General features: G+C 45.2%; 23 protein-coding genes. 13 read left to right on the top strand and 10 right to left on the bottom strand.

Annotated elements, in window-relative coordinates:
- Positions 1–68 precede the first annotated feature (68 nt).
- Both NQ544_RS03080 and thrS read right to left on the bottom strand, forming a co-directional pair.
- On the bottom strand, positions 69–458 hold the full coding sequence (locus NQ544_RS03080; RefSeq protein WP_006846867.1) for a GxxExxY protein: 390 nt from the start codon (positions 456–458) through the stop codon (positions 69–71).
- Between the two features lie 190 nt (positions 459–648).
- Positions 649–2601 carry a threonine--tRNA ligase gene (gene thrS, locus NQ544_RS03075; RefSeq protein ID WP_006846868.1) on the bottom strand — a complete coding sequence of 651 codons (1953 nt, stop codon included), beginning with the start codon at positions 2599–2601 and terminating at the stop codon, positions 649–651.
- 285 nt (positions 2602–2886) lie between these two features.
- On the opposite strand from thrS, the gene NQ544_RS03070 reads away from it, so the two are divergent.
- A complete protein-coding gene (locus tag NQ544_RS03070) occupies positions 2887–3918 on the top strand; it encodes an asparaginase (protein ID WP_006846869.1) in 1032 nt (343 codons plus the stop codon).
- A 663-nt stretch (positions 3919–4581) separates the two neighbouring features.
- Here the strand turns inward: NQ544_RS03070 and NQ544_RS03065 are convergent.
- Complete coding sequence (locus NQ544_RS03065; protein ID WP_006846870.1) at positions 4582–6159, bottom strand: DUF4301 family protein; 1578 nt, start codon at positions 6157–6159, stop codon at positions 4582–4584.
- A 176-nt stretch (positions 6160–6335) separates the two neighbouring features.
- On the opposite strand from NQ544_RS03065, the gene NQ544_RS03060 reads away from it, so the two are divergent.
- On the top strand, positions 6336–6560 hold the full coding sequence (locus NQ544_RS03060) for a hypothetical protein (RefSeq protein ID WP_153133981.1): 225 nt from the start codon (positions 6336–6338) through the stop codon (positions 6558–6560).
- 154 nt (positions 6561–6714) lie between these two features.
- Positions 6715–8934: a RelA/SpoT family protein gene (locus NQ544_RS03055; protein ID WP_006846872.1), complete on the top strand. Its 2220-nt coding sequence runs from the start codon at positions 6715–6717 to the stop codon at positions 8932–8934.
- Between the two features lie 57 nt (positions 8935–8991).
- Here the strand turns inward: NQ544_RS03055 and NQ544_RS03050 are convergent, their stop codons facing one another.
- The 4 genes from NQ544_RS03050 to NQ544_RS03035 form a co-directional block, all read right to left on the bottom strand.
- Positions 8992–10956 (bottom strand): tetratricopeptide repeat protein, encoded by a 1965-nt coding sequence (locus NQ544_RS03050; protein ID WP_006846873.1) that lies wholly within the window; start codon positions 10954–10956, stop codon positions 8992–8994.
- 104 nt (positions 10957–11060) lie between these two features.
- Positions 11061–11618 (bottom strand): peptide deformylase, encoded by a 558-nt coding sequence (gene def, locus NQ544_RS03045; protein ID WP_006846874.1) that lies wholly within the window; start codon positions 11616–11618, stop codon positions 11061–11063.
- Positions 11618–12031, bottom strand: a complete 414-nt coding sequence (ruvX, locus tag NQ544_RS03040) for a Holliday junction resolvase RuvX (protein ID WP_006846875.1) — start codon at positions 12029–12031, stop codon at positions 11618–11620. The genes def and ruvX overlap by 1 nt, the downstream gene beginning before the upstream one ends.
- Positions 12032–12067: 36 nt before the next feature.
- Positions 12068–12553: an SPOR domain-containing protein gene (locus tag NQ544_RS03035; protein WP_006846876.1), complete on the bottom strand. Its 486-nt coding sequence runs from the start codon at positions 12551–12553 to the stop codon at positions 12068–12070.
- A gap of 263 nt (positions 12554–12816) precedes the next feature.
- On the opposite strand from NQ544_RS03035, the gene NQ544_RS03030 reads away from it, so the two are divergent.
- From NQ544_RS03030 to NQ544_RS03020, 3 genes are read left to right on the top strand one after another with little or no spacing between them, the layout of a single operon-like run.
- The gene (locus NQ544_RS03030) at positions 12817–13029 is read left to right on the top strand and encodes a YtxH domain-containing protein (RefSeq protein ID WP_006846877.1); all 213 of its coding nucleotides are present in this window, start codon (positions 12817–12819) and stop codon (positions 13027–13029) included.
- A 15-nt stretch (positions 13030–13044) separates the two neighbouring features.
- A complete protein-coding gene (locus tag NQ544_RS03025; RefSeq protein WP_040552793.1) occupies positions 13045–13398 on the top strand; it encodes a hypothetical protein in 354 nt (117 codons plus the stop codon).
- A gap of 15 nt (positions 13399–13413) precedes the next feature.
- Complete coding sequence (locus NQ544_RS03020; protein WP_006846879.1) at positions 13414–13677, top strand: hypothetical protein; 264 nt, start codon at positions 13414–13416, stop codon at positions 13675–13677.
- A gap of 255 nt (positions 13678–13932) precedes the next feature.
- Here the strand turns inward: NQ544_RS03020 and NQ544_RS03015 are convergent, their stop codons facing one another.
- The 3 genes from NQ544_RS03015 to NQ544_RS03005 are packed head-to-tail and all read right to left on the bottom strand — an operon-like array spanning position 13933 to position 16696.
- Positions 13933–14712, bottom strand: a complete 780-nt coding sequence (locus NQ544_RS03015) for an MBL fold metallo-hydrolase (protein ID WP_040552634.1) — start codon at positions 14710–14712, stop codon at positions 13933–13935.
- Between the two features lie 37 nt (positions 14713–14749).
- Positions 14750–15805 carry a UDP-N-acetylmuramate dehydrogenase gene (murB, locus tag NQ544_RS03010; RefSeq protein WP_006846881.1) on the bottom strand — a complete coding sequence of 352 codons (1056 nt, stop codon included), beginning with the start codon at positions 15803–15805 and terminating at the stop codon, positions 14750–14752.
- A gap of 33 nt (positions 15806–15838) precedes the next feature.
- Positions 15839–16696 carry a DUF4348 domain-containing protein gene (locus NQ544_RS03005; RefSeq protein WP_006846882.1) on the bottom strand — a complete coding sequence of 286 codons (858 nt, stop codon included), beginning with the start codon at positions 16694–16696 and terminating at the stop codon, positions 15839–15841.
- A 114-nt stretch (positions 16697–16810) separates the two neighbouring features.
- Here NQ544_RS03005 and pheS point away from each other — a divergent pair, with 114 nt between their 5' ends.
- The 7 genes from pheS to NQ544_RS02970 all read left to right on the top strand — a co-directional run bounded on the left by pheS (position 16811) and on the right by NQ544_RS02970 (position 24819).
- Positions 16811–17851, top strand: coding sequence for a phenylalanine--tRNA ligase subunit alpha (gene pheS, locus NQ544_RS03000; protein ID WP_006846883.1), 1041 nt, complete (start codon positions 16811–16813; stop codon positions 17849–17851).
- Between the two features lie 32 nt (positions 17852–17883).
- On the top strand, positions 17884–18435 hold the full coding sequence (locus NQ544_RS02995) for a DUF3332 domain-containing protein (RefSeq protein ID WP_040552794.1): 552 nt from the start codon (positions 17884–17886) through the stop codon (positions 18433–18435).
- Positions 18436–19059: 624 nt separating this feature from the next.
- Positions 19060–21471 (top strand): TonB-dependent receptor, encoded by a 2412-nt coding sequence (locus NQ544_RS02990; RefSeq protein WP_006846887.1) that lies wholly within the window; start codon positions 19060–19062, stop codon positions 21469–21471.
- Positions 21472–21648: 177 nt separating this feature from the next.
- Positions 21649–23214, top strand: a complete 1566-nt coding sequence (locus NQ544_RS02985) for an acyl-CoA carboxylase subunit beta (RefSeq protein WP_006846888.1) — start codon at positions 21649–21651, stop codon at positions 23212–23214.
- 24 nt (positions 23215–23238) lie between these two features.
- Positions 23239–23388, top strand: a complete 150-nt coding sequence (locus NQ544_RS02980) for a hypothetical protein (protein WP_006846889.1) — start codon at positions 23239–23241, stop codon at positions 23386–23388.
- Positions 23389–23398: 10 nt separating this feature from the next.
- Complete coding sequence (locus NQ544_RS02975; protein WP_006846890.1) at positions 23399–23824, top strand: biotin/lipoyl-containing protein; 426 nt, start codon at positions 23399–23401, stop codon at positions 23822–23824.
- Positions 23825–24009: 185 nt separating this feature from the next.
- On the top strand, positions 24010–24819 hold the full coding sequence (locus tag NQ544_RS02970) for a HesA/MoeB/ThiF family protein (RefSeq protein WP_006846891.1): 810 nt from the start codon (positions 24010–24012) through the stop codon (positions 24817–24819).
- Positions 24820–24892 lie beyond the last annotated feature (73 nt).

Genomic DNA, 24892 nt, shown 5'->3' with positions numbered 1-24892 from the left:
TCAATAATCTGTGTAAATCTGTGAAATCTGTGGGACTAAAAGAAAACAATCTGCGGGACTAAAGAAGATCAATCGATGGAAGTATATCCATTGACTTTACGGAAGATTGATTTTCGTATATCTGTGGTGGAAAAATTGACCAATATTCCAAGATGCTTCTTCGCCACACGCAAATACGTAAGCAATTGCTTATGAAAGACATCTTTCATTTCTGCCACAGACTTCAGTTCGACTATGACTTTATCTTCTACAAGAATATCCAGACGGAAATCTACAGGCAAAACCTTACCATCATACATGACATCCAACTTTACCTGATTCTCTACCCTAAGTCCATCTTTGCGCAACTGATAGCACAGAGCTGCTTCATAAACCGACTCAAGTAAACCTGGTCCCAATTCATTATAAACCTTATAAATAGCTCCAATGATCTTATAAGATATCTCATTTTCTGTCATAACCAAACGATTTTAAAATCCTCCTTAACAAAAAAAATCTCCCACAGACGTCACAGTTGTTACAGATATTCAACAGAACACACAAAAATCTGTGTAAATCTGTGAAATCTGTGGGACTAAACCCTCAACAGAAAAAATCTGTGTAAATCTGTGAAATCTGCGGGAGATTAGAAAATATCAATCTGCGGGATTACTCCTCAGCGGCCTTCAATTGCTCTGCAACCTCGGCATTGATGCGCTGAGCGAACTCTTCCATGCTCATGGTAGCCTGTTCGCCACCACCCTGCTTACGCATAGATACCAAGCCCTCGGCACTCTCCTTCTCACCTACGATGACCATGTAAGGAACACGCTTCAACTCGTTGTCACGAATCTTGCGGCCAATCTTCTCGTTACGGTCATCAACCAAAGCACGTACACCCTGCTTGTCAAGATACTGACGTACCTTCTGAGCATAATCGTTGAACTTCTCAGAGATAGGAAGAATTGCAACCTGATCTGGAGTCAACCACAATGGGAAGTGACCGGCGGTATGCTCGATGAGAACGGCTGTGAATCGCTCCAGTGAACCGAATGGTGCACGGTGGATCATCACAGGAGTCTTCTTAGAGTTATCCTCAGCTGTATACTCCAGCTTGAAACGCTCTGGCAAGTTGTAATCTACCTGGATGGTACCCAACTGCCAACGACGACCGATGGCATCCTTTACCATGAAGTCGAGCTTAGGACCATAGAAGGCAGCCTCGCCAACCTCCTCACGAGTCTCAAGACCCTTCTCCTTGCAAGCCTCGCGGATAGCGTTCTCGCTCTCTTCCCAAATCTCATCAGAACCGATATACTTCTCTGTATCCTTAGGATCGTGGAGAGAAATCTGTGCCTCGTAGTTCTCGAAACCGAAAATCTTGAATACCTTCAGGATTACGTCGATTACATTCTCGAACTCAGACTTCACCTGATCTGAACGAACGAAGATATGTGCATCATCCTGAGTAAAGGTACGAACACGAGTCAAACCATGGAGCTCACCGCTCTTCTCATAGCGGAATACAGTACCGAACTCTGCAATACGCAAAGGAAGATCCTTGTAAGAACGAGGCTTACGAGCGTAGACCTCGCAGTGGTGAGGACAGTTCATTGGCTTGAGCATATACTCCTCATCCTCCTCAGGAGTCTGGATAGGCTGGAATGCATCCTTGCCATAGTGAGCATAGTGACCAGATGTAACATAAAGACTCTTGCCACCGATACCTGGGCAGATAACCTCCTGATAGTTGTAAGGCTTCAGGAGAGAACGGAGCAACTCCTGCAGACGCAGGCGGAGCTGTGTACCCTTTGGCAACCAGATAGGAAGACCCTTACCTACACGCTCAGAGAACATGAAGAGTTCCATCTCCTTACCAATCTTACGGTGGTCACGCTTCTTAGCCTCTTCGAGAATTACCAAGTACTCGTCGAGCATCTTCTTCTTAGGGAAGCTGATACCGTAGATACGGGTCATCTGCTCGCGCTTGGCATCACCGCGCCAGAATGCACCAGCCACACTGGTAATCTTCACTGCCTTGATAAGGCCAGTGTTCATCAAGTGAGGACCACGGCAAAGATCGGTGAAATTGCCCTGGGTATATGTGGTGATGGTACCATCCTCCAAGTCCTGCTCAATATGCTCGCACTTGTAAGTCTGACCGTCAGCCTTAAACTCAGCGAGAGCATCAGCCTTAGCCACCTCCTTGCGAACCACAGGTTCGTTCTTCTTGGCAAGTTCCATCATCTTAGCCTCAATCTTGGCGAAATCATTCTCAGAGATCACCTGCCCCTCGGCTGGCATCACATCGTAGAAGAAACCACTCTCTACGGCTGGACCGAAACCGAACTGGATGCCTGGGTAAAGCTCCTGAAGAGCCTCAGCCAACAAGTGGGCAGATGTATGCCAGAATGTGTGCTTACCCTGCTCATCCTCAAACTTGTAGAGTTCTACATTTGCATCCTCATTGATAGGACGGTTCAACTCTACTGTCTCACCATTAACACCGCAAGATACAACGTTGCGAGCGAGAGCCGGTGAGATGCTCTCGGCGATTTGTAAACCAGTTATGCCCTGTTCATACTCACGAACAGATCCGTCTGGGAATGTGATTTTTACCATAACAACTTAGTATTTTTATTAAATCGCCTGCAAAAGTACGATTTCTTTTTGTAACAAGCGAATAAAAATGCATTTATTTTGCTAAACTTTGCTAATACCTCTTTATATTAAGGGCTTTTAAGACCGAAAATGCTGAGATATTGAAGTTTTCATCTGCTTTTCTACCAACATTTCGTAACACTTTGTAAAATTCAGATACATTTTTAGCCAATAAGTTTTGGAGAAACAAATATTTTCATTATCTTTGCATCCGATAACGTGACAAAATGTAAAGAAACATAGAAAATGGCAAAACCAAAGATTCTCATCATCTATACCGGTGGTACCATCGGAATGGGAAAGGACCCGATGACAGGTGTACTGGAACCTCTTGATTTCAATCACCTCGTTTCTTCCATGCCCGAATTCAAGCTCATTCAGGCAGAAATCGATGTGCGAAAATTCGACCCACCTATCGATTCCAGCGACATGGATCCTATGCGCTGGGCAGAAATCGTAAGCATGATATCCAACAACTACAACGACTATGACGGATTCGTAATCCTTCATGGCACTGATACTATGGCTTACACTTCGTCTGCCCTATCTTTCATGCTTGAGAATCTGACCAAGCCTGTAATATTGACAGGTAGCCAGTTGCCTATCGGTGAATTGCGAACCGACGGCAAGGAGAATCTGATGACAGCCATCGAGATTGCTTCTTCCAAGAATGCTGAAGGACGCCCGATGGTGCCCGAGGTATGCATTTTCTTCAACGGCAAGCTGATTCGCGGTAACCGTGCCATCAAGATCAATGCCGAGGGATTTCATGCTTTCGAATCATTCAACTACCCTCACCTCTGCGATGTAGGAATCAATTTCCAATATCACGACCATCACATTCTTACGCCGGATTACAGAAAGCCAATGGTTCCACATCTGAAGCTCGATCCGAACGTCATCGTGTTCAGTCTCTTCCCGGGTATCCAGGATAACATTGTGCGCCACGTGATGGAATCACCAGACCTCCGCGGCATCGTGATGCGTACTTTCGGTTCAGGTAATGCTCCTCACACGCCATGGATCATGCGTCTTCTGGATCAGGCTGCCCATCGCGGAGTAAACATCGTGAATATCAGCCAATGTCTTACGGGCAGTGTAGAGATGGAACGCTACGGAGCCGGCTTCCAGTTGAAAGCTGCTCATGTGATAAGCGGATACGATTCTACGGTAGAGGCTATGGTCACCAAGATGATGTATCTGCAGGGAAGATATGCTGACAATAAAAAGGTAAGAGAAAAACTGACAGAATCTCTGGCGGGCGAAATCTCTATATAATATAAGGTGAAATCTTCATCCATATAATGAAGCAATGGAAGTAAATGACAGCCTCCTAATAGTGTATACGATTAAGCTATAGATTAGAAGGCTGTCATTTACCCGCTCATTATGAGGTATTTAGCGAAATACAAACAAAAATATTCTACTAAAACAGAATAGTATTGCAGGAAACTTTTAAAGAAGGTTAAATATCGACAGATTTTTAGCCAAAAAACTTGTTGCATATCATTTTTTTGTGTAACTTTGCAGCGTAGAAAAAAAGTAAAAGATCAGTATCCTTAATAGATACCAATCCGTAATATAAATTAATAAATCAACAAAACCTACAAATTATGAACATTAACAAAGTAAAGGAGTATGGTGAGTTCGTAGAAATTGCGGCTCCTGTAGAAAGAACAACAGCTGAAGAGTATCCAACAGTATTAGGCGGAGAAATTTGGTACAACTAAGAACTTCCTGCTTAGGATTCCTATCCTTTGTATCAGATAGTTTTCTTTAGCAGACATGAAACATGAGGCTATTTTATTTGATTCAGAACATCTTATAATTTTTAGCAGACACATTATTAGCTCAATGATAAAGGCTCAATCCTCGAATAAAATCGGGAACTGAGCCTTTATTGTGTTTATATCTTATCAACGAGATATACGGAATCGGATATTAGTGCTTACCACAGCAGCCGCCCTCTCCGTGATGATGCTCGTGCTTGATGCCACCCTCTACAGCCTGATGCTGGTCGCGGAGCAGATCGTTCACGGTCTTCACTGGGTTGAATGTACCAAGAGGAACCTCTACGAATACTGTATTCCAGTCACTCATCGCACCATTCCAGAGACCTGGCAACTCGAGTGCCTTCAAATCCTTGCCATTCTTACTCTTGCTAGAGATGAAACCGGTAGATGGATCAACAAACTTAGGAAGATCGAAGGCTTTGCCCTGGTAATCCTTGGTAGCGCAGACGAGATCTACTGGATTGAAGTGAGTACCCTCGGTAAACATCTTCATATACTCCTCGTTATTCTTGTCAATCTGAGAGCTCTCCAGAATCTGAAGACTTACGGTACCATCCTGGTTATAAGTAAGGAATGGACCACCACCAGGCTCGCCCACGTTCTTAACGACACCGCAGACACGCATAGGACGGTTCAACTTCTTACGCAGATAGATAACCAGTTCGGCATCCTCCAGCTCCTTGATATCATCCTTGCGGCAGCAGAGGTCGCGCTGAACGAAGCGGATAATCTCCTCCAGCTTCTCATGGTTGTACTGACCAGAATCCAAAACCTTCAGATAATCGAAAGCCTGCTTCTGCAGAGTAACCAATACACCTGCAATCACCTGCTTCCAGGTAACAGTCTCAGCCTTCAGGCGATCAGGAACCACATTGTCTATATTCTTGATGAATACCACATCAGCATCAATCTCGTTGAGGTTCTCGATGAGTGCGCCATGACCGCCCGGACGGAACAGTAAAGAGCCATCCTCGTTACGGAAAGGAGTATTGTCTGGATTGGCAGCGATGGTATCGGTGCTAGGCTTCTGTTCTGAGAATGAGATATTAAACTTGATGCCGTAGCGCTGTGCATACTTATCAGCCTTCTCAGCTACCATCTGCTTGAAGAGTTCCAGGTGGTCGTGAGAAACGGTGAAGTGAACGTTTGCCTCGCCGTTGCTGCTAGCATAGAGCGCAGCCTCAACCAGATGCTCCTCCATTGGAGTGCGAACCTCGTCCTCATACTCGTGGAACTGGAGTAATCCCTTAGGCAACTGACCGTAGTTCAATCCCTCTGGCTTGAGGAGATTAGCCACGATAGCCTTGTAATCACCCTTCTTGATAAGGCACATGATGCCCTTCTCGTTGTTTACATGGCACTTATCGCAGAGTGCCTTGCGGAAAGCAAACTTCTTGATATTCTCGAAGAATTGTTTTTCGAAGTCAGTAGTAGGAACATCGTATGGAGCATCGAGGAATGCAAACATGTTCTTGAACATGCGGCTTGCCGCACCTGAAGCAGGTACGAACTTCACAATCTTGTGACCCTCAGCCTTGTAGTCGTTCCACGTCTTCTCGTAGTTCTTTACTTCCTGAGCTGTAGGAGCCATGATACCCTTACCGATGGCAGCCGCACCCTCGAGCTTGAGGAATGGGAAGCCATTCTTGATTTGTTCCAACTGGTGTTCAATCTGCTGCTCGGAGATACCGCGAGCAGAGATTTGGTTTAGATCTTGCTGATTCATAATACCATATTTATGTTAAATTTACACTATATGTGCTACAAAGATAATAGTTTTTTCTGATAATCAGAAATATTTCCGCTTTTTTTTGTACCTTTGCATTGAAAATTTAACGAAGTAGGCGTTTTTTAACGCCGAATCGCCATTGTTTGTCAAATTTAAAATAGGATCTTTCAGATATGGTTAGTAAATTATCAAAAGAGCACGACCGCAGAACAGGCCTATCACACTATCTTTATGGAGTGTCTAATCTTGTTCTTAGCGGAACAGGAATCGGTGGTTTATCACCACTTGTCACAGGTGGAGAAATAGCAGTATTCAATTATCTCTGTCTAGCATTTGGTACATTATCTGCTTTTATGTTCGCCTATGCAGCAAACAAAGTAATGAAATATAACGATTAAAATTTTTAATTATGGAAGTATTTACTCTATTCATGTTTATCATGATGGTAATAGGAACCAGCTTCGCCATCTGGCTCAACACGAAATCAGGTCAGAAGTGGATAGACGAGTTATAACAACTCAATAAATATATCATCAGCAGGAGGGAACGACAATGAATGAAACTACTTTTAAATTCACATCCGAAGAAAAGGAGCAGACACTCCAGATACTGGAGCGCCTGAGAACCGCCGTGGGCGATACATTCAAGCCAGGCGATGAGCAGCATCTGCGTGAAGACATACAGCATGCCTTCATCAACCATCAGATTAAGCGCAATGTCTTTGGAATGAATCCAATACTCGCTGCCCTGCAAACCGCAGAAATCGCAGTAAACGAGATAGGTCTGAAAAGAGATGGCATCATCGCCATCCTGATGCAGACCAGCGTCATCGATGGCTATCAGACCATCGAAGAGATACAGAAGAAATACGGAGATAGCGTAGCCCACATTATCAGTGGTCTACTCCGCATCCACGATTTATATAAGCGTAACCCTATCATCGAGAGCGAGAACTTCAGAAATCTGCTTATCTCATTCTCTGAGGATATGCGCGTCATCCTCATCATGATTGCCGACCGCGTGAATGTGATGAGACAGATACGCGATACCAAACAGGAAGAGGCAAAGCATGAAGTAAGCGAAGAGGCAAGCTACCTCTATGCCCCACTCGCCCACAAACTGGGACTCTACAAACTGAAGAGCGAACTGGAAGACCTCAGTCTGAAGTATCTCGAGCACGATGCCTACTATATGATAAAGGACAAACTGAACGCCACCAAGGCTTCGCGCGATGCCTATATTGCCCGCTTCATCCAGCCAATCCAGGAAAAGCTCGATGCTGCCGGTCTGAAATATCACATGAAAGGCCGCACCAAGAGCATCCACTCCATCTGGCAGAAGATGAAGAAGCAGAAGTGCGCCTTCGAGGGTGTATACGATCTCTTTGCCATCCGTATAATCCTCGATGCACCAAGAGAGAAAGAGTATATGCAGTGCTGGCAGACCTTTGCCCTCATCACCGACATGTATCAGCCAAACCCAAAGCGTATGCGCGACTGGCTCAGCGTGCCTAAGAGCAACGGTTATGAAAGTCTGCATACCACAGTACTGGGTCCTGAAAACAAATGGGTAGAGGTACAGATCAGAACCGAGCGCATGGACGATATTGCAGAGCACGGACTTGCTGCCCACTGGCGCTACAAGGGCATCAAGCAGGGAGAAGGCGGCATCGACGAATGGCTTGCCAATATCCGTGCTGCCTTGGAAAGCAACGATGATCTGCAGCTGATGGACCAGTTTACCACCGACCTGAAGGAAGACGAAGTATACGTGTTCACTCCAAAGGGCGACCTGCTGAACTTCCAGAAGGGAGCTACGGTACTCGACTTTGCCTACTATATCCACTCCCGCATCGGCAATACCTGTGTGGGCGGAAAGATTAACGGAAGAGCCGTCACCTTCCGACAGGAACTCCATTCGGGAGATCAGGTAGAAATCCTCACACAGAGCAACCAGAAGCCACGCCGCGAATGGCTCAACATCGTGCAGACATCCAAGGCTAAGGCCAAGATTCGTCTAGCACTGAAGGAAACCCAGAAGAAGGACGGCCTCTATGCCAAGGAACTTCTGGAGCGCCGATTCAAGAACAGGAAACTGGAAATTGATGAGAGCATCATGGCGCGTATCATCAAGAAAATGGGATATAAGGAGAATTCAGACTTCTATAAGGATGTAGCCGAGGAGAAAATCGACGTGAACAGCATCATCGAGAGATACATAGAGGAGCGCGACCACGACCTGAACCTCGCCAATACCAACAAGCCTGCAGAAAGCGCAGAGAATTTTGAGTTTGAGAATCCTACCGAGGAACTGATGAAGCAGAGCGACGATGTACTGGTTATCGATGAGCACCTCAAGGGCATCGATTTCGAGCTGGCTCATTGCTGCCACCCTATCTACGGCGACCCAATCTTCGGATTCGTTACCATCAGCAAGGGTATCAAGGTACATCGCATGGATTGTCCTAACGCCAAGGAACTGCGCCGCCGTTTCGGTTACCGCATCGTGAAGGCGAAATGGAGCGGCAAGGGAACATCCAAGTATGCCATCACGCTCCGCATCATCGGAAACGACGATATCGGTATCGTGAGCAACATCACCAACATCATTTCCAAGGAAGACAAACTCATCATGCGAGGCATCAACATCTCTTCCAAGGATGGTCTCTTCTCAGGCAATGTTACCGTGATGATTGATGATGCCGGCAAGACTGATGCACTCATCAAGAAACTGAGCGCCGTGAAGGGCGTTAAGCAGGTAACGAGAATATAAAACCGGAATACAGAAATAACCATAAAAAAATCCCGCAGAGAAATCTGCGGGATTTTTTTATTTCGACTTATTCAAGCGCTTGATCACAGAATAAGCATCATACAAACCAAGTTCTCCTGCCTTTGAAAGATCCTGGATGGCAGTCTGCTTATTGCCACTCTTGGCTCGTGCTATACCTCTATTATAATAAGCCTCTGCAAGGCGGTTATCAATTCTCAAGGCAATGGTATAATCATCTATTGCCTTTGATAGTTCGTTTCTGCCTGCATGAAGATTACCTCTATTATAATAGATGTAAGCATTGTTGCTGTTCTGGCGGATGGCATCACTGAAATCAGCCTCGGCAGAATGGATGTTCAGAACACCCTTGCCCTCTGCCTTGTTAAATTCATCCATCTCAGCCTGGCAGACAGCACGCTGCCAGTAAGCCAAAGAGTTCTTGTCATCGAGCGAAATATAATAGGTGAAATCACTGATGGCAGCCTCAAAATCACGAAGTACACTATGAGCGATGGCCCTGCGCATCAGGAGACGTTTTCTGGTTTCATTATCGCTCGCCACACTCAACTCTGCCGAAAGTTTATCAATCATCGAGAATATCTTCATAGAACCATTCTCATCGAGTTGCTCCTTACTGCAAACGATATAAACCTTGTCTGCCTTGGTATGCTGATTGAGCGCATCAACCTCCTTGTCATAAGCCTGAACTCCATTTACATTCTGATTGTTTGGGAAATAAGAGAGCTGATACATCGGCAGGAAGGCGGTTTCTACCTGACGGTTCTGAACCTTACCACGATACTCGCTCTTATAGTTGTGTTCATACTTCGGTTCGTCATCTACTACCAGCGAAGCAAACTTATTCGGGTCAACCTCAGAGCGCTTACGCATCTCCTTCTTGGTCTTTGCGCTCCATCTCGGCTGGATTCCGATATGCTTGTTCATCTGCGCCTTGAAGATACGGAATTCATCCATCTCTGCCTTGGCTGTCATGCCCAGGCGTCGGTAACAGCTGGCACGGTTAGACAAACCGGTCCAGAAGTTAGGGAACTGGTTGATAACCATAGTATAATCCTTGATGGCTGCTCTCAGATTACCGGTCTTGTCATGCAATAGAGCTCGGTTGAAGATAGCCATGAAGTTCTGGGGTTCCATCTTGATAATGAAGTCGAAATCGGTGATAGCACGGTTATCATCACCCAACTGTACACGCATCAGTCCTCTATTATAATGAGCCAGGAAATTGTTCGGATCCAGATCAAGGGCATTGTCATAATCGCTCATCGCCCCCCTGAGGTTATTCAGATTGATACGCACCAAAGCACGGTTAATGTAACTGTTCACATTGTTAGGTTTGAAATGCAGACTCTTGGTAAATGCCTCATCAGCCGTTTTCCATTCCTTTCTAGCCAGCGCCATATAGGCACGCGTAGTCCAGGCATCCCCATCATACGGATTGAGCTGCAGACTCTTGTCTAGCCATTTCTCAGCCTGCACGGTATCTTTCTGATGCAGATACACTTCAGCTTTGAGCGAATAAGCATTCGACCAGTCTTTCCATTTTCCCACGATGGTATCCAGTTCCTGCTGCGCCGCCTCATACTTTTTGTTTTCCATCTGGCAGATAGCCCGGTTGAACCAGTAATTTCGGTTGCGCGGTTCCAGTCTGATAGCCTCATTATAGTCAGCTATCGCATCATCAAACCTGTTTTGTCTGATGCGACAGATGGCTCTCAAGTCATAAATATCATTGATATAGGGATTAAGATGCAACGCCTCGCTGGCATCACTTTCGGCACCCGTAAAGTCATCCAGATTAAATTTTGCCACACTGCGGTAATACCAAGGCTCATACAGATAAGGCTTGGCACCGATAGCCAGATTAAAATACTTGATTGAAAGGACGAAATCCTCATAATACAAAGCACTCCGACCGGCCGTAACAAGTCGGTCTACACGATATTGGGCAGAAGTCGACATGGCACCCATTACCATAAAAAGAACTAAGAGAATCTTCTTCATCTGTTCGTAACTCTCTGAAATAAAACCTATTGAATGTAGAATAAAAAAATATAGTAAGCCCAATCGTCACGATTACCATGAAGCTTACTATATTTTCGGAAGAACTATCGACGTATCTTAGTACGATAGGCAGCACGGAAATTGCCCTTGATGATACTCTTGAGCTTTCCTGCTATCATGTTCTTGCGAAGAGGAGACACACGGTCAACAAACATTGTACCCTCCAAATGGTCGAATTCATGCTGCATCACGCGAGCCAGATATCCCTCTATCCACTCATCATGTTCATTAAAATCCTCATCCATATACTTTACATGGATGCGTGTAGGACGAACCACCTTCTCATTGATACCAGGAATAGAAAGACATCCCTCTTCAGAAGAGTCGGTATTTTCCTCATCGCGCTCTAGGATATGGGCATTGATGAAAGCATGACGGAATCCTTTATACTCAGGGAAATCCTCGCTGAGCACATCCAGGTCGATAACAACGAGGCGGATAGGCAAGCCAATCTGAGGTGCAGCCAGTCCGATGCCGTTGCTGGAATCAAGGGTTTCATACATATTATTAATCAACACCTTGAGATCTGGATAATCAGGTGTAATATCTTCAGCCACTTTTCTCAGCACTGGCTGACCATAAATATAAATCGGTAAAATCATTATCTTCTTGATTGCAAATAATCCTGTAATATGATGGTAGCACTTATCTCGTCTACCAATCCTTTATTTTCTTTTCTCACTTTCTTCTTTACACCTCCATCTATCATGGCTCTATGTGCCAGGACTGATGTAAATCTCTCGTCATAATATTCAATTGGAATTTCAGGATGAGCCTTTCGCCAACGGTTGTAGAAGTTTTCTACTCTTGCCAGGTTTTCACTTGGCTGCCCGTTAGGTTGCATCGGTTTTCCGATAACAATGCGCTCCACCTGTTCTTTCTGAATATAAGTTTCGATATAAGTGAAAAGTTCATGTGTAGAAACAGTGGCCAACCCATTGGCAATAATCTGCAATGGGTCGGTCACAGCCAGTCCGGTACGTTTTTTACCGTAATCTATAGATAAAATTCGCATTAATCTACGGATATCTTATCCTTATATAATATCAGTTTACTTCTTAAGGAGTAACCAAGCATCAGGATACTTACCAGCGCGAAGCTGATTGCGGCTCTTGACAGCAGCAGCCTTATCAGCAAATGTAGAAGCTACCACGCGATACATGTTACGCTCTGTGTTCAGGGCAATCTGAGCATCGTAGCCAGCGCTCTTCAATGTACTAGCCAATCCCTCAGCGTTAGCCTTGAGAGAGAAAGAACCAACTACTACGCTATAGCTTGACAAACCAGAACCTGAGATGAGAGAAACATCCTCAGAACGAACAGTAGCATTATCAACCTCTGTCTGCTCATCAGAAGGAGCCTGAGTCTCGAGAGGAGCTACAACTGGTTCCTGAGCAACAGGAGCCTGAGCTGCCTGCTGTTCCTGCTGCTGAGCCTTCTCATATGCCTTCTTATATGCACTTTCCTTAGATGTACCACAACTTGCAAGCGCCAAAACTGCACACATACCCATGCTTAATACTGTAATTTTCTTCATAATTCTTATTCGTTTTATTGTTTATTTTTGTTGTTCATTCAATATAAATTTCGCGTTATGCGTTTTTTACTCTGCGAAAATACAAAAAAATGCCCGAAAAACGAAGAATATGCCGCCTAAAGTTTGTTAAATAAGGCTATTAAAACATTTTTAATGAAAAATTAAGGCTAAAAGGCTTGTTTTTTAAAGAGAATTTAGTATATTTGCATTGTCAAATGAAAATGACAAGAAGATAATCGTTTAACGTTTAAAATTTATAGCATATGAAAACATTAGGTTACATTGGTGCTTTCCTCGGCGGTGCTATCGCTGGTACAGCACTCGGTTTGATTTTCGCTCCTGAGAAGGGTGAGGATACACGTAGTAAGATTGCAGGTGCAGTAGACGATTTCTGCAAGAAGCACGACATCAAGTTGAGCCGTAAGGACGTTGATGATCTGGTTGACGATATCAAGGACGCTGCTCCTGAGGTTTAATCATCACCTATCATGATGTTCTCTAACGATAAAAATGTAGAAACTATCGGGCAGCTCATTGAGGTGCTTAAACATTACATCGGGCTTCAGAGCGAATTTCTGAAGCTCGATATTGTGGATAAGGTGGTACGCCTGCTTACAGTCATTACCATGACCTTGGTACTCCTGGGTTTACTTACGCTTACCCTCATTTACCTATCCTTTGGCGCTGCTTTTGTATTGGCAGACTTAATAGGTAGTCTGACTTTCGGATTCTGCATTGTTGCTGCAGTATACCTATTTATATTAATATTATTTGTAATTTTCCGCCATAAGTGGATCGAGAGACCATTGGTCAGATTTCTGGCCAGCCTCTTAATGGAAAAATAATCTCCTTTTCGCAACATGACAAATCATTCAGAAATCACAGAATATAATTCCTTAAACGATATCCGACTCAAAAAAGAGGCGATACGCAAGGAAATTGATGCCGATGATGCCAAGATTCAGACTTTATGGAACTCGCTTTTCACAAAACCTGCAATCCTGTCACGCAATACGAGTCCTAGCAAGCGACTGCAGAGTTTGCTGCAGGTGGGAGCAGGAGCATTCGACGGTGCACTGTTGGCTTGGAAACTTTACCGGAGATTCAAACCTCGGAAGAGATGAATCATATACCGTTTTGGGGAAAGGAAAGATGCCTTGAAAAAAGGTATCTTTTAGTCATCCAAAAGGGGATAAAAACAAAAAAGGGTCGCCGCTGCGACCCCAATACCTTGTTAACCTTAAATCTAATACTATGAAAAACACACATGCAAATATAGAAATAATCTATGATACTCGCAAATTTTTCTTAGCAAAAGACCCATTATTTTAGTTTAATTAACTTTTATAGACCTATTTTTAAGCCTTTTTCGATAAAAATCATTCTTTTTCTACATATATCTCCATTCCATCGAAGCCAAATTCAAAGCCTTCGGGCAGCCTTTTATTCGCCTCATCGTGAAAACCTATCTGATGAGTCACATGGATAAAATAAGTATGTTTTGCTCCTATCCTGCGCGACACCTCAATAGCATCAGATACAAGCTGATGACTGTGATGTGTTTTCTCAAATCTGAGTGCGTTAATTACGAGCATTTCCACGCCTTCCAAATAAGCATATTCTTCATCGCCCATAGATTTCATATCAGTAATATAGGCAAACTTACCAAACCGATAGCCGAGAATAGGCATCTTATCGTGCATCACACGGATAGGAACAAACTCAATGTCACCTATCTGATAATGCTCATGCGGATGAATGGTATGCAATTTGAGTTTAGGAGCTCCCGGATAGAGTTTTTCTGCATTCTTCGGAAAGCAGTAAGGCATCGTATGAGGCAGCCCCGCAGTAACGATTTCATCGCCATAGATATTGATATCACCAAAGATACAGAAAGGGCGCAAATCATCTATGCCACCAACATGGTCATAATGGATATGCGTAACCAGGACGCCATCTATCTTTCTGAAAGGCACACGCAACAACTGCTGTCGGATATCAGGTCCGGCATCTATCAGAATACGGGTATTCTCCGTTTCTATCATTGCCGCACTACGCAATCTTTTATCATGCGGATCCGTACTTCGGCACACTTCACAGTTACATCCCAACGAAGGAACACCGCCCGATGTGCCTGTACCTAATAAAGTAACCTTCATTAATTATCAAATATTTTTCTGAAAACAACCGAATTCTTCACTTCACATTCACTTCCGGATGAATCTCTATACCAAACTTCTGCTTCACATCATCCTGGATGGTCTTACAGAGTTTTACGATTTCCTCGCCCGTAGCACCGCCACGATTCACTATCACCAGTGCCTGCTTATCATGCACACCGGCCCGTCCCAGACTCTTTCCCTTCCAGCCACACTGATCAATCATCCAGCCAGCCGGAATCTTTTCATGAGATTCATCGATGGTATAATGAGGCATACCCGGATAAAGAGCAGCCAGTTCTTCGTACTTAGCCTTCTCTACAATAGGATTCATAAAGAAACTGCCTGCATTACCCAACACTTTAGGATCAGGCAATTTTGCCTCTCTAATTTCTATGATGACGTCACGAAGCTGCTGGGCTGTAGGCTCAGCAATATGCTTAGCCTCGAGCGCAGAACGGATATTACCATAATCCAGATCCGGGCGGAAGGTCTTCTGCAAACGGTAAACCACATGCGTTACAAGATACTTATCCTTCCAGTCATGCTTAAATTTACTCTGACGGTAACTATACTCGCAGTCAGCATTATCAAACACCACTACCCTACCCGTATCTATCTCAACCGCTTCCACCTTATATATAATATCCTTGGCTTCCACACCATAGGCACCGATATTCTGGACCGCGCTGGCACCTACTTCACCCGGAATAATACTCAGATTCTCCGCTCCATGATAGCCATGCTCTACGGCATAAGCTACCACATCATCAAACACCTCACCACTACCACAGGAAAGGAATACCCAATCCGGATTGCACAAAGCATCATCCCCCTCTGCAGCTGCCAAAGTCTTGTTGTCTAGAACCTCAATACCCATAATAGCCGAATGGAGCACTGTACCTGCATAATCACCGGTCAGCAAGAGATTGCTGCCACCGCCCAGAATAAGCAGCGGCTGATCTGCCTCTGTCAGCAAACTCACTATCTGCCGGGCTTCCTCAACCGATTCATACTCCAGAAATCTGCTGCATTTGGCATCGATGCCAAACGTATTGTGAGCCAAAAGGCTGTAGTTACGAATATCCTTCATATCTGGTTAAAACTATTACTACTAACTAAAAAGCTACATATTCAGTTTGATCAGTTCCCATTTACCTCCACTCTTTTTGAAAGTAAGAGAGGTTTCCATACCATTGGCAATACCACGAATCACGAAGATTTTCCGGTTGCTCTCGGTATATTTCTGACCATAGATTATATTGTAAATCATGCCGTGAGGCAGTTGAGGCGCAAAGGCAGGCCATGTTTCCGGGTCTATATCGCCTGTCATCGTACTGAAATCATCATCAGGATCAGGACCGGTAAACTTCACCGGATTATGGATATGGCGAGCCTGGAAAGCGGTATCAGTAGCAAAATGGCCGTAAAACTTCAGGAAACTGGCATTATTATTCTGATACATAGGCACGTAGCAGATGCTAGTCATCATCCACTGACCATTGATGCGATTAAACACAAACTGCTGAACTGTCTTTCTACTATAGAACACCTTTTCTATTACTACATGATCGATAGTAGTATCCTTCATCAGTTTCATCTGTTTCTGATTATCAAAGATCAGCGTGTAATAATCCTGGCGCATGAAGAAATGCTCCATCTTCCAATGTTTTTTTTCTATCTTCTTGGTCAGTTTCTTACCGTGATATACCGGCAGCGGGAAGACAATACGACTTTTCTGCAACTTTCTGTTAGCTGCAAAATTAAACACGAAATCATCAAAAAGCTCGTCAGCCGCCTTTGGCATCGGAGTCTCCTCTATCAGTTGTTCTGTAGAGTCCATCGCTTGGGTGTCGGCAATCACCGAGTCGGATGAAGCCGAATCAATGGCAGGCGCAGGCTTCTTGTCTGTGCATCCCACAGACGTGAAACAAACGATGGTAAGCACCGCCATTAACACCGTTAATAAACAGAGTTTTTTCATAAACCTATTAAATTTCTCAAATTTTCCATGCAAAAGTACAACTTTCTTTTGAATTATTTCATCTTTTAAGCAAAAAATGTTATCTTTGCAGTCAAAAAAGATAAAAATATAGATATGTTATTAGAAAAAATAGACGAACTCTTGAAAGAAGTGAGCACTTTGACTGCCCAAAACGCAGAAGAAGTAGAGCAGCTTCGAATCAAGTATCTGAGCAAGAAGGGCGAGATTAACGCCCTTATGGCCGACTTCCGCACAGTGCCAGCCGACCAGAAGAAAGAGGTTGGTGTAAAAATCAACGAACTGAAGAACGCAGCCCTTGAGAAGATCAACGGACTGAAGGAGCAGATGGAAGAAGCCGAGGCATCGTGCGATGATATCGACTTGACCCGTACCGCCTACCCTGTAGCACTCGGTACCCGCCATCCACTCACCGTAGTGAAGAATCAGATTATCGACATTTTCGCTCGCATGGGCTTTACCCTTTTCCAGGGTCCTGAGGTAGATGACGACAAGCACGTATTTACGATGCTCAACTTTGCTGCCGACCACCCAGCCCGCGATATGCAGGACACCTTCTTTATAGAGAAGACCAACAGCGACGACGTTACCAAGAATGTGCTTCTCCGCAGCCATACTTCTGGCGACGAGGCTCACTATATGGAAACTCATGAGCCACCTATCCGTGTGCTCTGCCCAGGCCGCGTTTACCGTAACGAGGCTATCAGCGCCCGCGCTCACTGTTTCTTCCATCAGGTAGAAGGTCTCTATGTAGATAAGAACGTAAGTTTCACCGACCTCAAGCAGGTGCTCCTTACCTTTGCCCGTGAGATGTTTGGTGCAGATACCAAGATTCGTCTCCGTCCTAGCTACTTCCCATTCACAGAGCCTAGTGCCGAGATGGATATCTCCTGCAACATCTGTGGCGGTAAGGGTTGCAACTTCTGCAAGCATACCGGATGGGTTGAGATTTTAGGTTGCGGTATGGTTGACCCTCATGATCTCGAGGCTTGCGGTATCGACAGCAATGTCTATACGGGTTATGCCTTCGGTATGGGTGTTGAGCGTATCACCAACTTGAAATATCGCGTGAGCGACCTTCGTCTCTTCTCTGAGAACGATACTCGTTTCTTGCGCGAGTTTGAGTCTGCGAAGTAAAAGATACTCAACATATAAATTAATTTATGACTATGAAGAAAAATTTAACTAAACCTGTCATCGCAGTCCTGCTGGGCGCCTTGACATTCAGTTCTTGCATCGGCTCATTTGGTCTGACAAATTCCGTACTTGACTGGAACAAGAGAGCAACAGACAACAAGTTTGTAAACGAGATTATCTTCGTGCTTATCTCTCCAGCTTACGCAGTATGTTCATTTGCAGACCTTCTCGTTATCAACTCTATCGAGTTCTGGACAGGCGACAAGGTGATTGGCCAGGTAGGAACTACTAAGGACGTAATGGGTAAGGATGGCCGCATGTATGCCATCAAGACATTGAAGAATGGCTACGAGATTACCGACCCAGATGGTGAGAAATCATACTTTGTGTTCGACAAGAAGCACAAGAGTTGGTCATACAGCAAGGATGGCGATATCCGTGAGCTTTTCAGCTTCAACGAGGATGGCAGCATCCAGGCTTGCTTGCCAAGTGGCGAGAAGATCAACGTCCCAGCAGATGCCAATGGTTTATACCAGGTTCGCATGGCTATGAATGATGGTTTGTTCTATGCATTCAACAAGTAAATAATCATAACAATTCCAGCCCGATAAAAGACTCTTTTATCGGGCTTTTTCATCATCTCCTTTCGCTTTTCCTAAGCAAGTTCATATTTCTCCGTTCCCAACCAAACTCTCCTTAAAATGTCCAAATACAAAAAAGTGTTTAATACAAAACAAGAAAGTGCCTTCACCACCCTTCACCTCCCAAAAATCACATCCAAAATCCTGTTCTGCATGCAACAGAAAATCATCTGCAGCAATCTGTGCCGGGATATATAATCAGGAGACAATTCTCTTTCGGAGATATCATTTTATCCTTCGGAGATATTTTCCTATTTATCGGAGATATTATTTTATCCTTCGGAGATAATTTTCTATTCTTCGGAAATATTTCTTCGATTTTCAAGATAAGGCATAAAAATATAATTTTCGCCAACTTTATTTCCCGAATCCACACAATTGCCACAAATCGCATAGCTATGAAACAGAAAAGAATGTATCTTTGCTGCATCAATCATAAAGGTTGATGTAGATATGGTCTCGTCATGACTGCCAAATCGGGCTGACGCAAATGCATTACAACCAGTGACATTCATCAAAACTTGCAACCATCTACAATATTTTTCAGTTTTTCTCGTTAATAAAAGTATGAAAAAAAGATTATTGATACTCACAATATGCCTCATCGCAACCATAAAGATGATGGCGCAGGAGTTTACCCTTCACGGCAAAGTGGTAGACGAGAACAACCAGCCACTGGAGTTTGCCATCGTTTCGGTGGCTAGCCAGGGAAAGACTGCCGTTACTTCGATCAAGGGAGACTATAGCCTCAAACTGCATTCAGCAGACAGCGTGGTAGTCAAATTCTCATATATCGGTTTCAAAACAAAAACAAAAGTGCTGAGAAGACCGCGAGGAAAACAAACCCTGCAGGTGGTACTTCGCGAAGCATCCACCACCCTCGATGAGGTGAATATCAAGGGAGAAAAAATACAGTCGGACCAGATACAGGAGCTGAAGACTAAGGACATGAAGATGACGCCATCTGCCAACGGAAATGGGGTGGAAAGTCTGGTTCAGCAACAGGCTGGCGTGAGTACCCACAACGAACTCTCTTCGCAATATAATGTACGTGGCGGTGCCTTCGATGAGAACTCCGTATACATCAACAACGTAGAAGTATTCCGCCCCTTCCTGGTTCGCAGCGGGCAGCAGGAAGGCCTCTCCGTCATCAACCCTTATATGGTAGATAAAATCGGTTTCTCAACCGGAGGATATGCTGCCAAATACGGAGACAAGATGAGTTCGGCTCTCGACATCACCTACAAAACCCTGAAAGCAAAAAGCAAGAAACCGGTGGTTGAAGGCAGTCTGGCTGCCAGTCTGCTGGGTGCTGACGCATACATCGGTCTGGGAACCCAGAAACTTTCATGGCTCAACAGCGTGCGCTACAAAACTACCTCTTACCTGCTCGGTTCGATGGAAACCAAAGGCGAATACAAGCCAAACTATCTGGACTATCAAACATATCTGAGTTACCAGCCCAACAAACGCTGGAAGCTTGACTTCATAGGCTACATCTCTGATAATCACTACAACTTCGAACCGGAAGACCGAGAAACGAAGTTCGGAACAATGGAAAACGTAAAGAGCTTCAGAGTATATTTTGACGGTCAGGAGAAAGACCGTTTCCTCACCTACTTCGGTACACTCGGCATTACCCGCCAGTTTACAGCCAACACCAGTCTCTCGCTTCTGGGCAGTGCTTTCTATACCAAGGAACAGGAGAAATATGACATTCAGGGACAATACTGGCTCGACGAAACCGAGACTTCAGAAAACCTGGGTGTAGGTACCTATTTCGAACATGCCCGAAACTATCTTACGGCTCGCGTGATGAGTGCCAAACTGATGCTCAAACACAAGGTGAAGAAACATCAGATAGAGGCCGCAGTAAGCCTGAAGCGTGAACATATCGAGGAGAATTCTGTAGAATATGAGATGCGTGATTCTGCAGGATACAGTATTCCTCACAATGGCAAAGACCTCTATATGGTTTATTCACTGAAGGCTCGCAACGAACTGAATGCCAACCGCATGGAAGCTTATATCCAGGACACCTACCGTTTTTCGGGAGGAACAGCCGACAGTACCGGGAACGGACAGACACATTACACCCTGAACTATGGTATCAGAATGAGTCATTGGAATTTCAACAGAGAAACCATCGTGAGTCCTCGTCTGTCGCTCGCCATCATACCAGCCAACCATGAGAATACAACTCTCCGTTTTGCGGCAGGTCTGTATTATCAGGCTCCATTCTTCAAGGAATTGAGAGATACATCTACGGTGAACGGCATAACCATCGCATCGCTGAACAAGAAAATCAAGAGCCAGCGAAGCATCCACTTTATCGCCGGCTACGACTATAGGTTCAAGATAGGAGACCAACGCTATAAATTCTCCGCCGAAGCCTATTACAAGGCTTTGGGCAATCTGGTTCCTTATTCGGTTAGTAACGTGAAGGTAGTTTATTACGGACAGAACGAATGCAGCGGTCATGCAGCAGGACTCGACTTCAAGCTCTACGGAGAATTTGTTCCGGGTACCGATTCCTGGCTCAGTCTTTCGCTCATGGATACAAAGATGAAACTGGGTGGCAAGAGCATACCTTTGCCTACCGACCAGCGTTATGCGATAAACCTCTTCTTCACCGATTATTTCCCGGGCAGCAAGAAATGGCGCATGTCTTTGAAACTCGCCTTTGCCGATGGTCTTCCTTTTGCAGCACCCCACAGAGAGCTGGAGACCAACAGTTTCCGTGCCACCGCCTATCGCCGTGCAGATATCGGTATGAGCTATCAGCTGCTCGACAACAGCCGCCGGGAGAAGAAGACCTTCCTGAAGAATGTGATGCTGGGGGTAGATTGTCTCAACCTCTTCGGCATAGACAACGTAAACAGCTATTACTGGGTGACAGATGTAACCAGTCAGCAATACGCCGTACCTAATTATCTTACCGGCAGACAGCTCAATGCCCGCATTCTTTTGGAATTTTAGGACCAAATAATAGTGATTTTTCACATTATTCTAAATATTTAACCGTAGATAGTTCGCTATCTGCGGTTTTTTTCGTATCTTTGCGCCCGAATTATGCGATGACGGTTCGTCCGTTCATCCCATGGATTCAGAAAACCATTCTATAAAGAATAAAGAAATAATACATAATAATCAATTATGAGCAAACAAGTAGAAAAGATTAAGGAGCTGATCGCTAAGCGCGAACAGGCTCGTCTTGGCGGTGGCGAGAAGGCCATCGAGAAGCAGCATGCACGTGGCAAATATACCGCTCGTGAGCGTATCGAAATGTTGGTAGATGCCGGCAGTTTCGAGGAGTATGATATGTTCAAGTTGCACCGTTGCACTAACTTTGGCATGGAGAAGAAGCAGTACCTCGGTGATGGTGTTGTAGCTGGTAGCGCTACTATAGCTGGCCGTCTGGTTTACGTATATGCTCAGGACTTCACCGTAAATGGTGGTTCACTCTCTGAGACTATGGCACAGAAGATCTGCAAGGTAATGGATATGGCTATGACTATGGGTGCACCTGTTATCTGCATGAACGACTCTGGTGGTGCTCGTATTCAGGAAGGTATCTGCGCCCTCGCTGGTTATGGTGAGATTTTCGAGCGCAACATCCTCGCTTCTGGTGTTATCCCACAGATTTCTGCTATCATGGGCCCTTGCGCCGGTGGTGCCGTTTACTCTCCAGGTTTGACCGACTTCATCATCATGAAGGAGCAGACTTCTTACATGTTCCTGACTGGTCCTAAGGTTGTCAAGACCGTAACTGGTGAGGACATCGATGCAGAGCACCTCGGTGGTGCATCTGTTCACGCAACCAAGAGTGGTGTAACCCACTTCGCTGCTAAAACTGAGGAAGAGGCTATCGAGATGATCAAGAGCCTGCTCTCTTACATCCCTAGCAACAATACAGAAGAGGCTCCACGCGTAGAGTGCACAGACCCAATCGACCGCATGGACGATACTCTGAACGAGATTATCCCAGACGATCCAAACCAGGCATACGATATGTATAAGGTGATTGGTGCTGTAACCGATAACGGAGAGTTCTTCGAGATTCAGCCTAAGTTCGCCAAGAACATCATCACAGGTTTCGCCCGCTTCAATGGTCAGAGCGTTGGTATCGTAGCCAACCAGCCAGCAGCTTACGCAGGTGTACTCGATGTAAACGCTAGCCGCAAGGCAGCCCGCTTCGTCCGTTTCTGCGATGCCTTCAATATTCCTATCGTATCTCTGGTTGACGTACCAGGATTCTTGCCAGGTACAGGTCAGGAGTACAACGCTGTCATCCTCCACGGTGCACAGTTGCTCTACGCTTACGGCGAGGCTACCGTGCCAAAGATTACTATCACATTGCGTAAGAGCTATGGTGGTAGCCACATCGTGATGGGTTGCAAGCAGTTGCGTGCCGACTTGAACTTCGCTTGGCCATCTTCAGAGATTGCTGTAATGGGTGCCAGCGGTGCCGTTGCCGTTCTCTGTGGTAAGGAAGCTAAGGCTAAGAAGGAAGCTGGCGAGGATGTAAAGGCATTCCTGGCTGAGAAGGAGCAGGAGTATACTGACAAGTTCGCTAATCCATATCAGGCAGCTCAGTATGGTTACATCGATGACGTCATCGAGCCACGTAACACCCGTTTCCGCATCTGCCGTGGTTTGGCTCAGCTCGCTACCAAGCGTCAGAGCTTGCCAGCTAAGAAGCATGGCTGTATGCCAATGTAATGATACAATTAAACATTAGAATAAATGGATAAGAATATTTATGCTGCGATTGCCATGGCTCTTTATGAGTACCAGGGCAATAACGTACACGACAAGGAGCCTGGCATCATCACTATCAAGCCACGTCTGACGATGTGGAACGCCAAGTTCTTGAGTTTAACAGCTAAACCATAAAGATATAGAAATGAAAGAGTTTAAATATACAATTGACGGAAAAGAATACAAGGTTCAGATTGACGCTGTTGAGGGTAACATCGCAAGCGTGAACGTGAATGGCGAAGCTTACAAGGTTGAGATGGAACAGGAGGCTGAGCCAGAGAAGAAGAAGGTTGTGCTTGGTCAGCCAGCTGCTTCATCTGATGATGCTGAGGCTACTCCAGCTGCCAACGTAAATACAGCCAATGCTGTAAAGGCTCCTCTCCCTGGTACTATCACCAGCATCGAGGTAGCTGTTGGTCAGGAGGTGAAGGCAGGTGATACTGTTGTCGTTCTCGAGGCTATGAAGATGCAGAACAACATCGAGGCTGAGAAGGATGGTAAGGTTACTGCTATCTGCGTTAAGCCTGGTCAGGCTGTGCTCGAAGAGGATGCACTCGTAGTAATCGAGTAAATCAAGAATTTGAGAATTAGAGAATTATACTTCCAGATTCGGGATTATAATTCGGGTTCTTATAAAGAATATCAAAGGTCGCAAGCTGTTAATTGTTTGCGACCTTTTTCTATACTGCTGTATGAGCATAAACTGCTATACAAAGTAATTTTTTACTAAAGAAAAAAGACATAAAGTACTATAAAATGATAGATTTAACAGAAGAACAGATAGAAAGATACAGCCGCCACATCCTCCTTCAGGATGTAGGCCTCGAGGGACAGGAAAAGCTCCTCAATGCCAAGGTGCTCATCATTGGTGCCGGAGGCTTGGGTTCCCCAGTTGCCCTCTACCTCGCTGCGGCTGGCGTGGGACATATCGGTATCGTGGATGCCGATGTGGTTGACCTCAGCAACCTGCAACGACAGGTCATCCACCAGACCAAGGACTTGAACACCCCTAAGGTGGAAAGCGCCAAGGAGAAGATGATTGCCATCAATCCTGATGTGGAGGTAACAACCTACCATACCTTCCTCGCCTCAGACAATGCCGAGGAAATCATCAAGCCATGGGATTTCGTCATTGATTGCACCGACAACTTCCCGGTGAAGTTCCTCATCAATGACGCCTGTGTGCGACTGGGCAAGGCATTCTCGCATGGCGGCATCCTGAGATTCCAGGGACAGACCTTTACCCACTTGCCAGGCACGGCATGTTACCGTTGCTTCTTCAAGGAACCACCTCCAGCAGGCACTGTTCCTACCTCTAGCCAGGCAGGAGTCCTTGGTGCCATCGCTGGTATGCTCGGAACCATCCAGGCTGCCGAGGCGTTGAAGTACTTCCTCGGTGTGGGCGAACTGCTCACCGACCGATTGCTCACCTTCGATGCCAAGACGATGAACTTCCGCACCATCAAGGTAAAGAAGCGTGCATCCTGCGAAATCTGCGGCGACCACCCTACCATCGATCATCTCATCGACTATGAGCAGGCAGCGTGTGATTTGAAACACCACTAAGATTTAGTGATTATTTTCGAATAAACACATATAGCAAAAAGCAAAGTCACAATACCCAGCTCTATCAGCTAGG

Source organism: Segatella copri DSM 18205, from assembly GCF_025151535.1.
Taxonomy (GTDB): Bacteria; Bacteroidota; Bacteroidia; order Bacteroidales; family Bacteroidaceae; genus Prevotella; species Prevotella copri.
The sequence above is the reverse complement of the archived record's forward strand: the minus strand, read 5'-3'. Positions and strand labels throughout refer to the sequence as shown.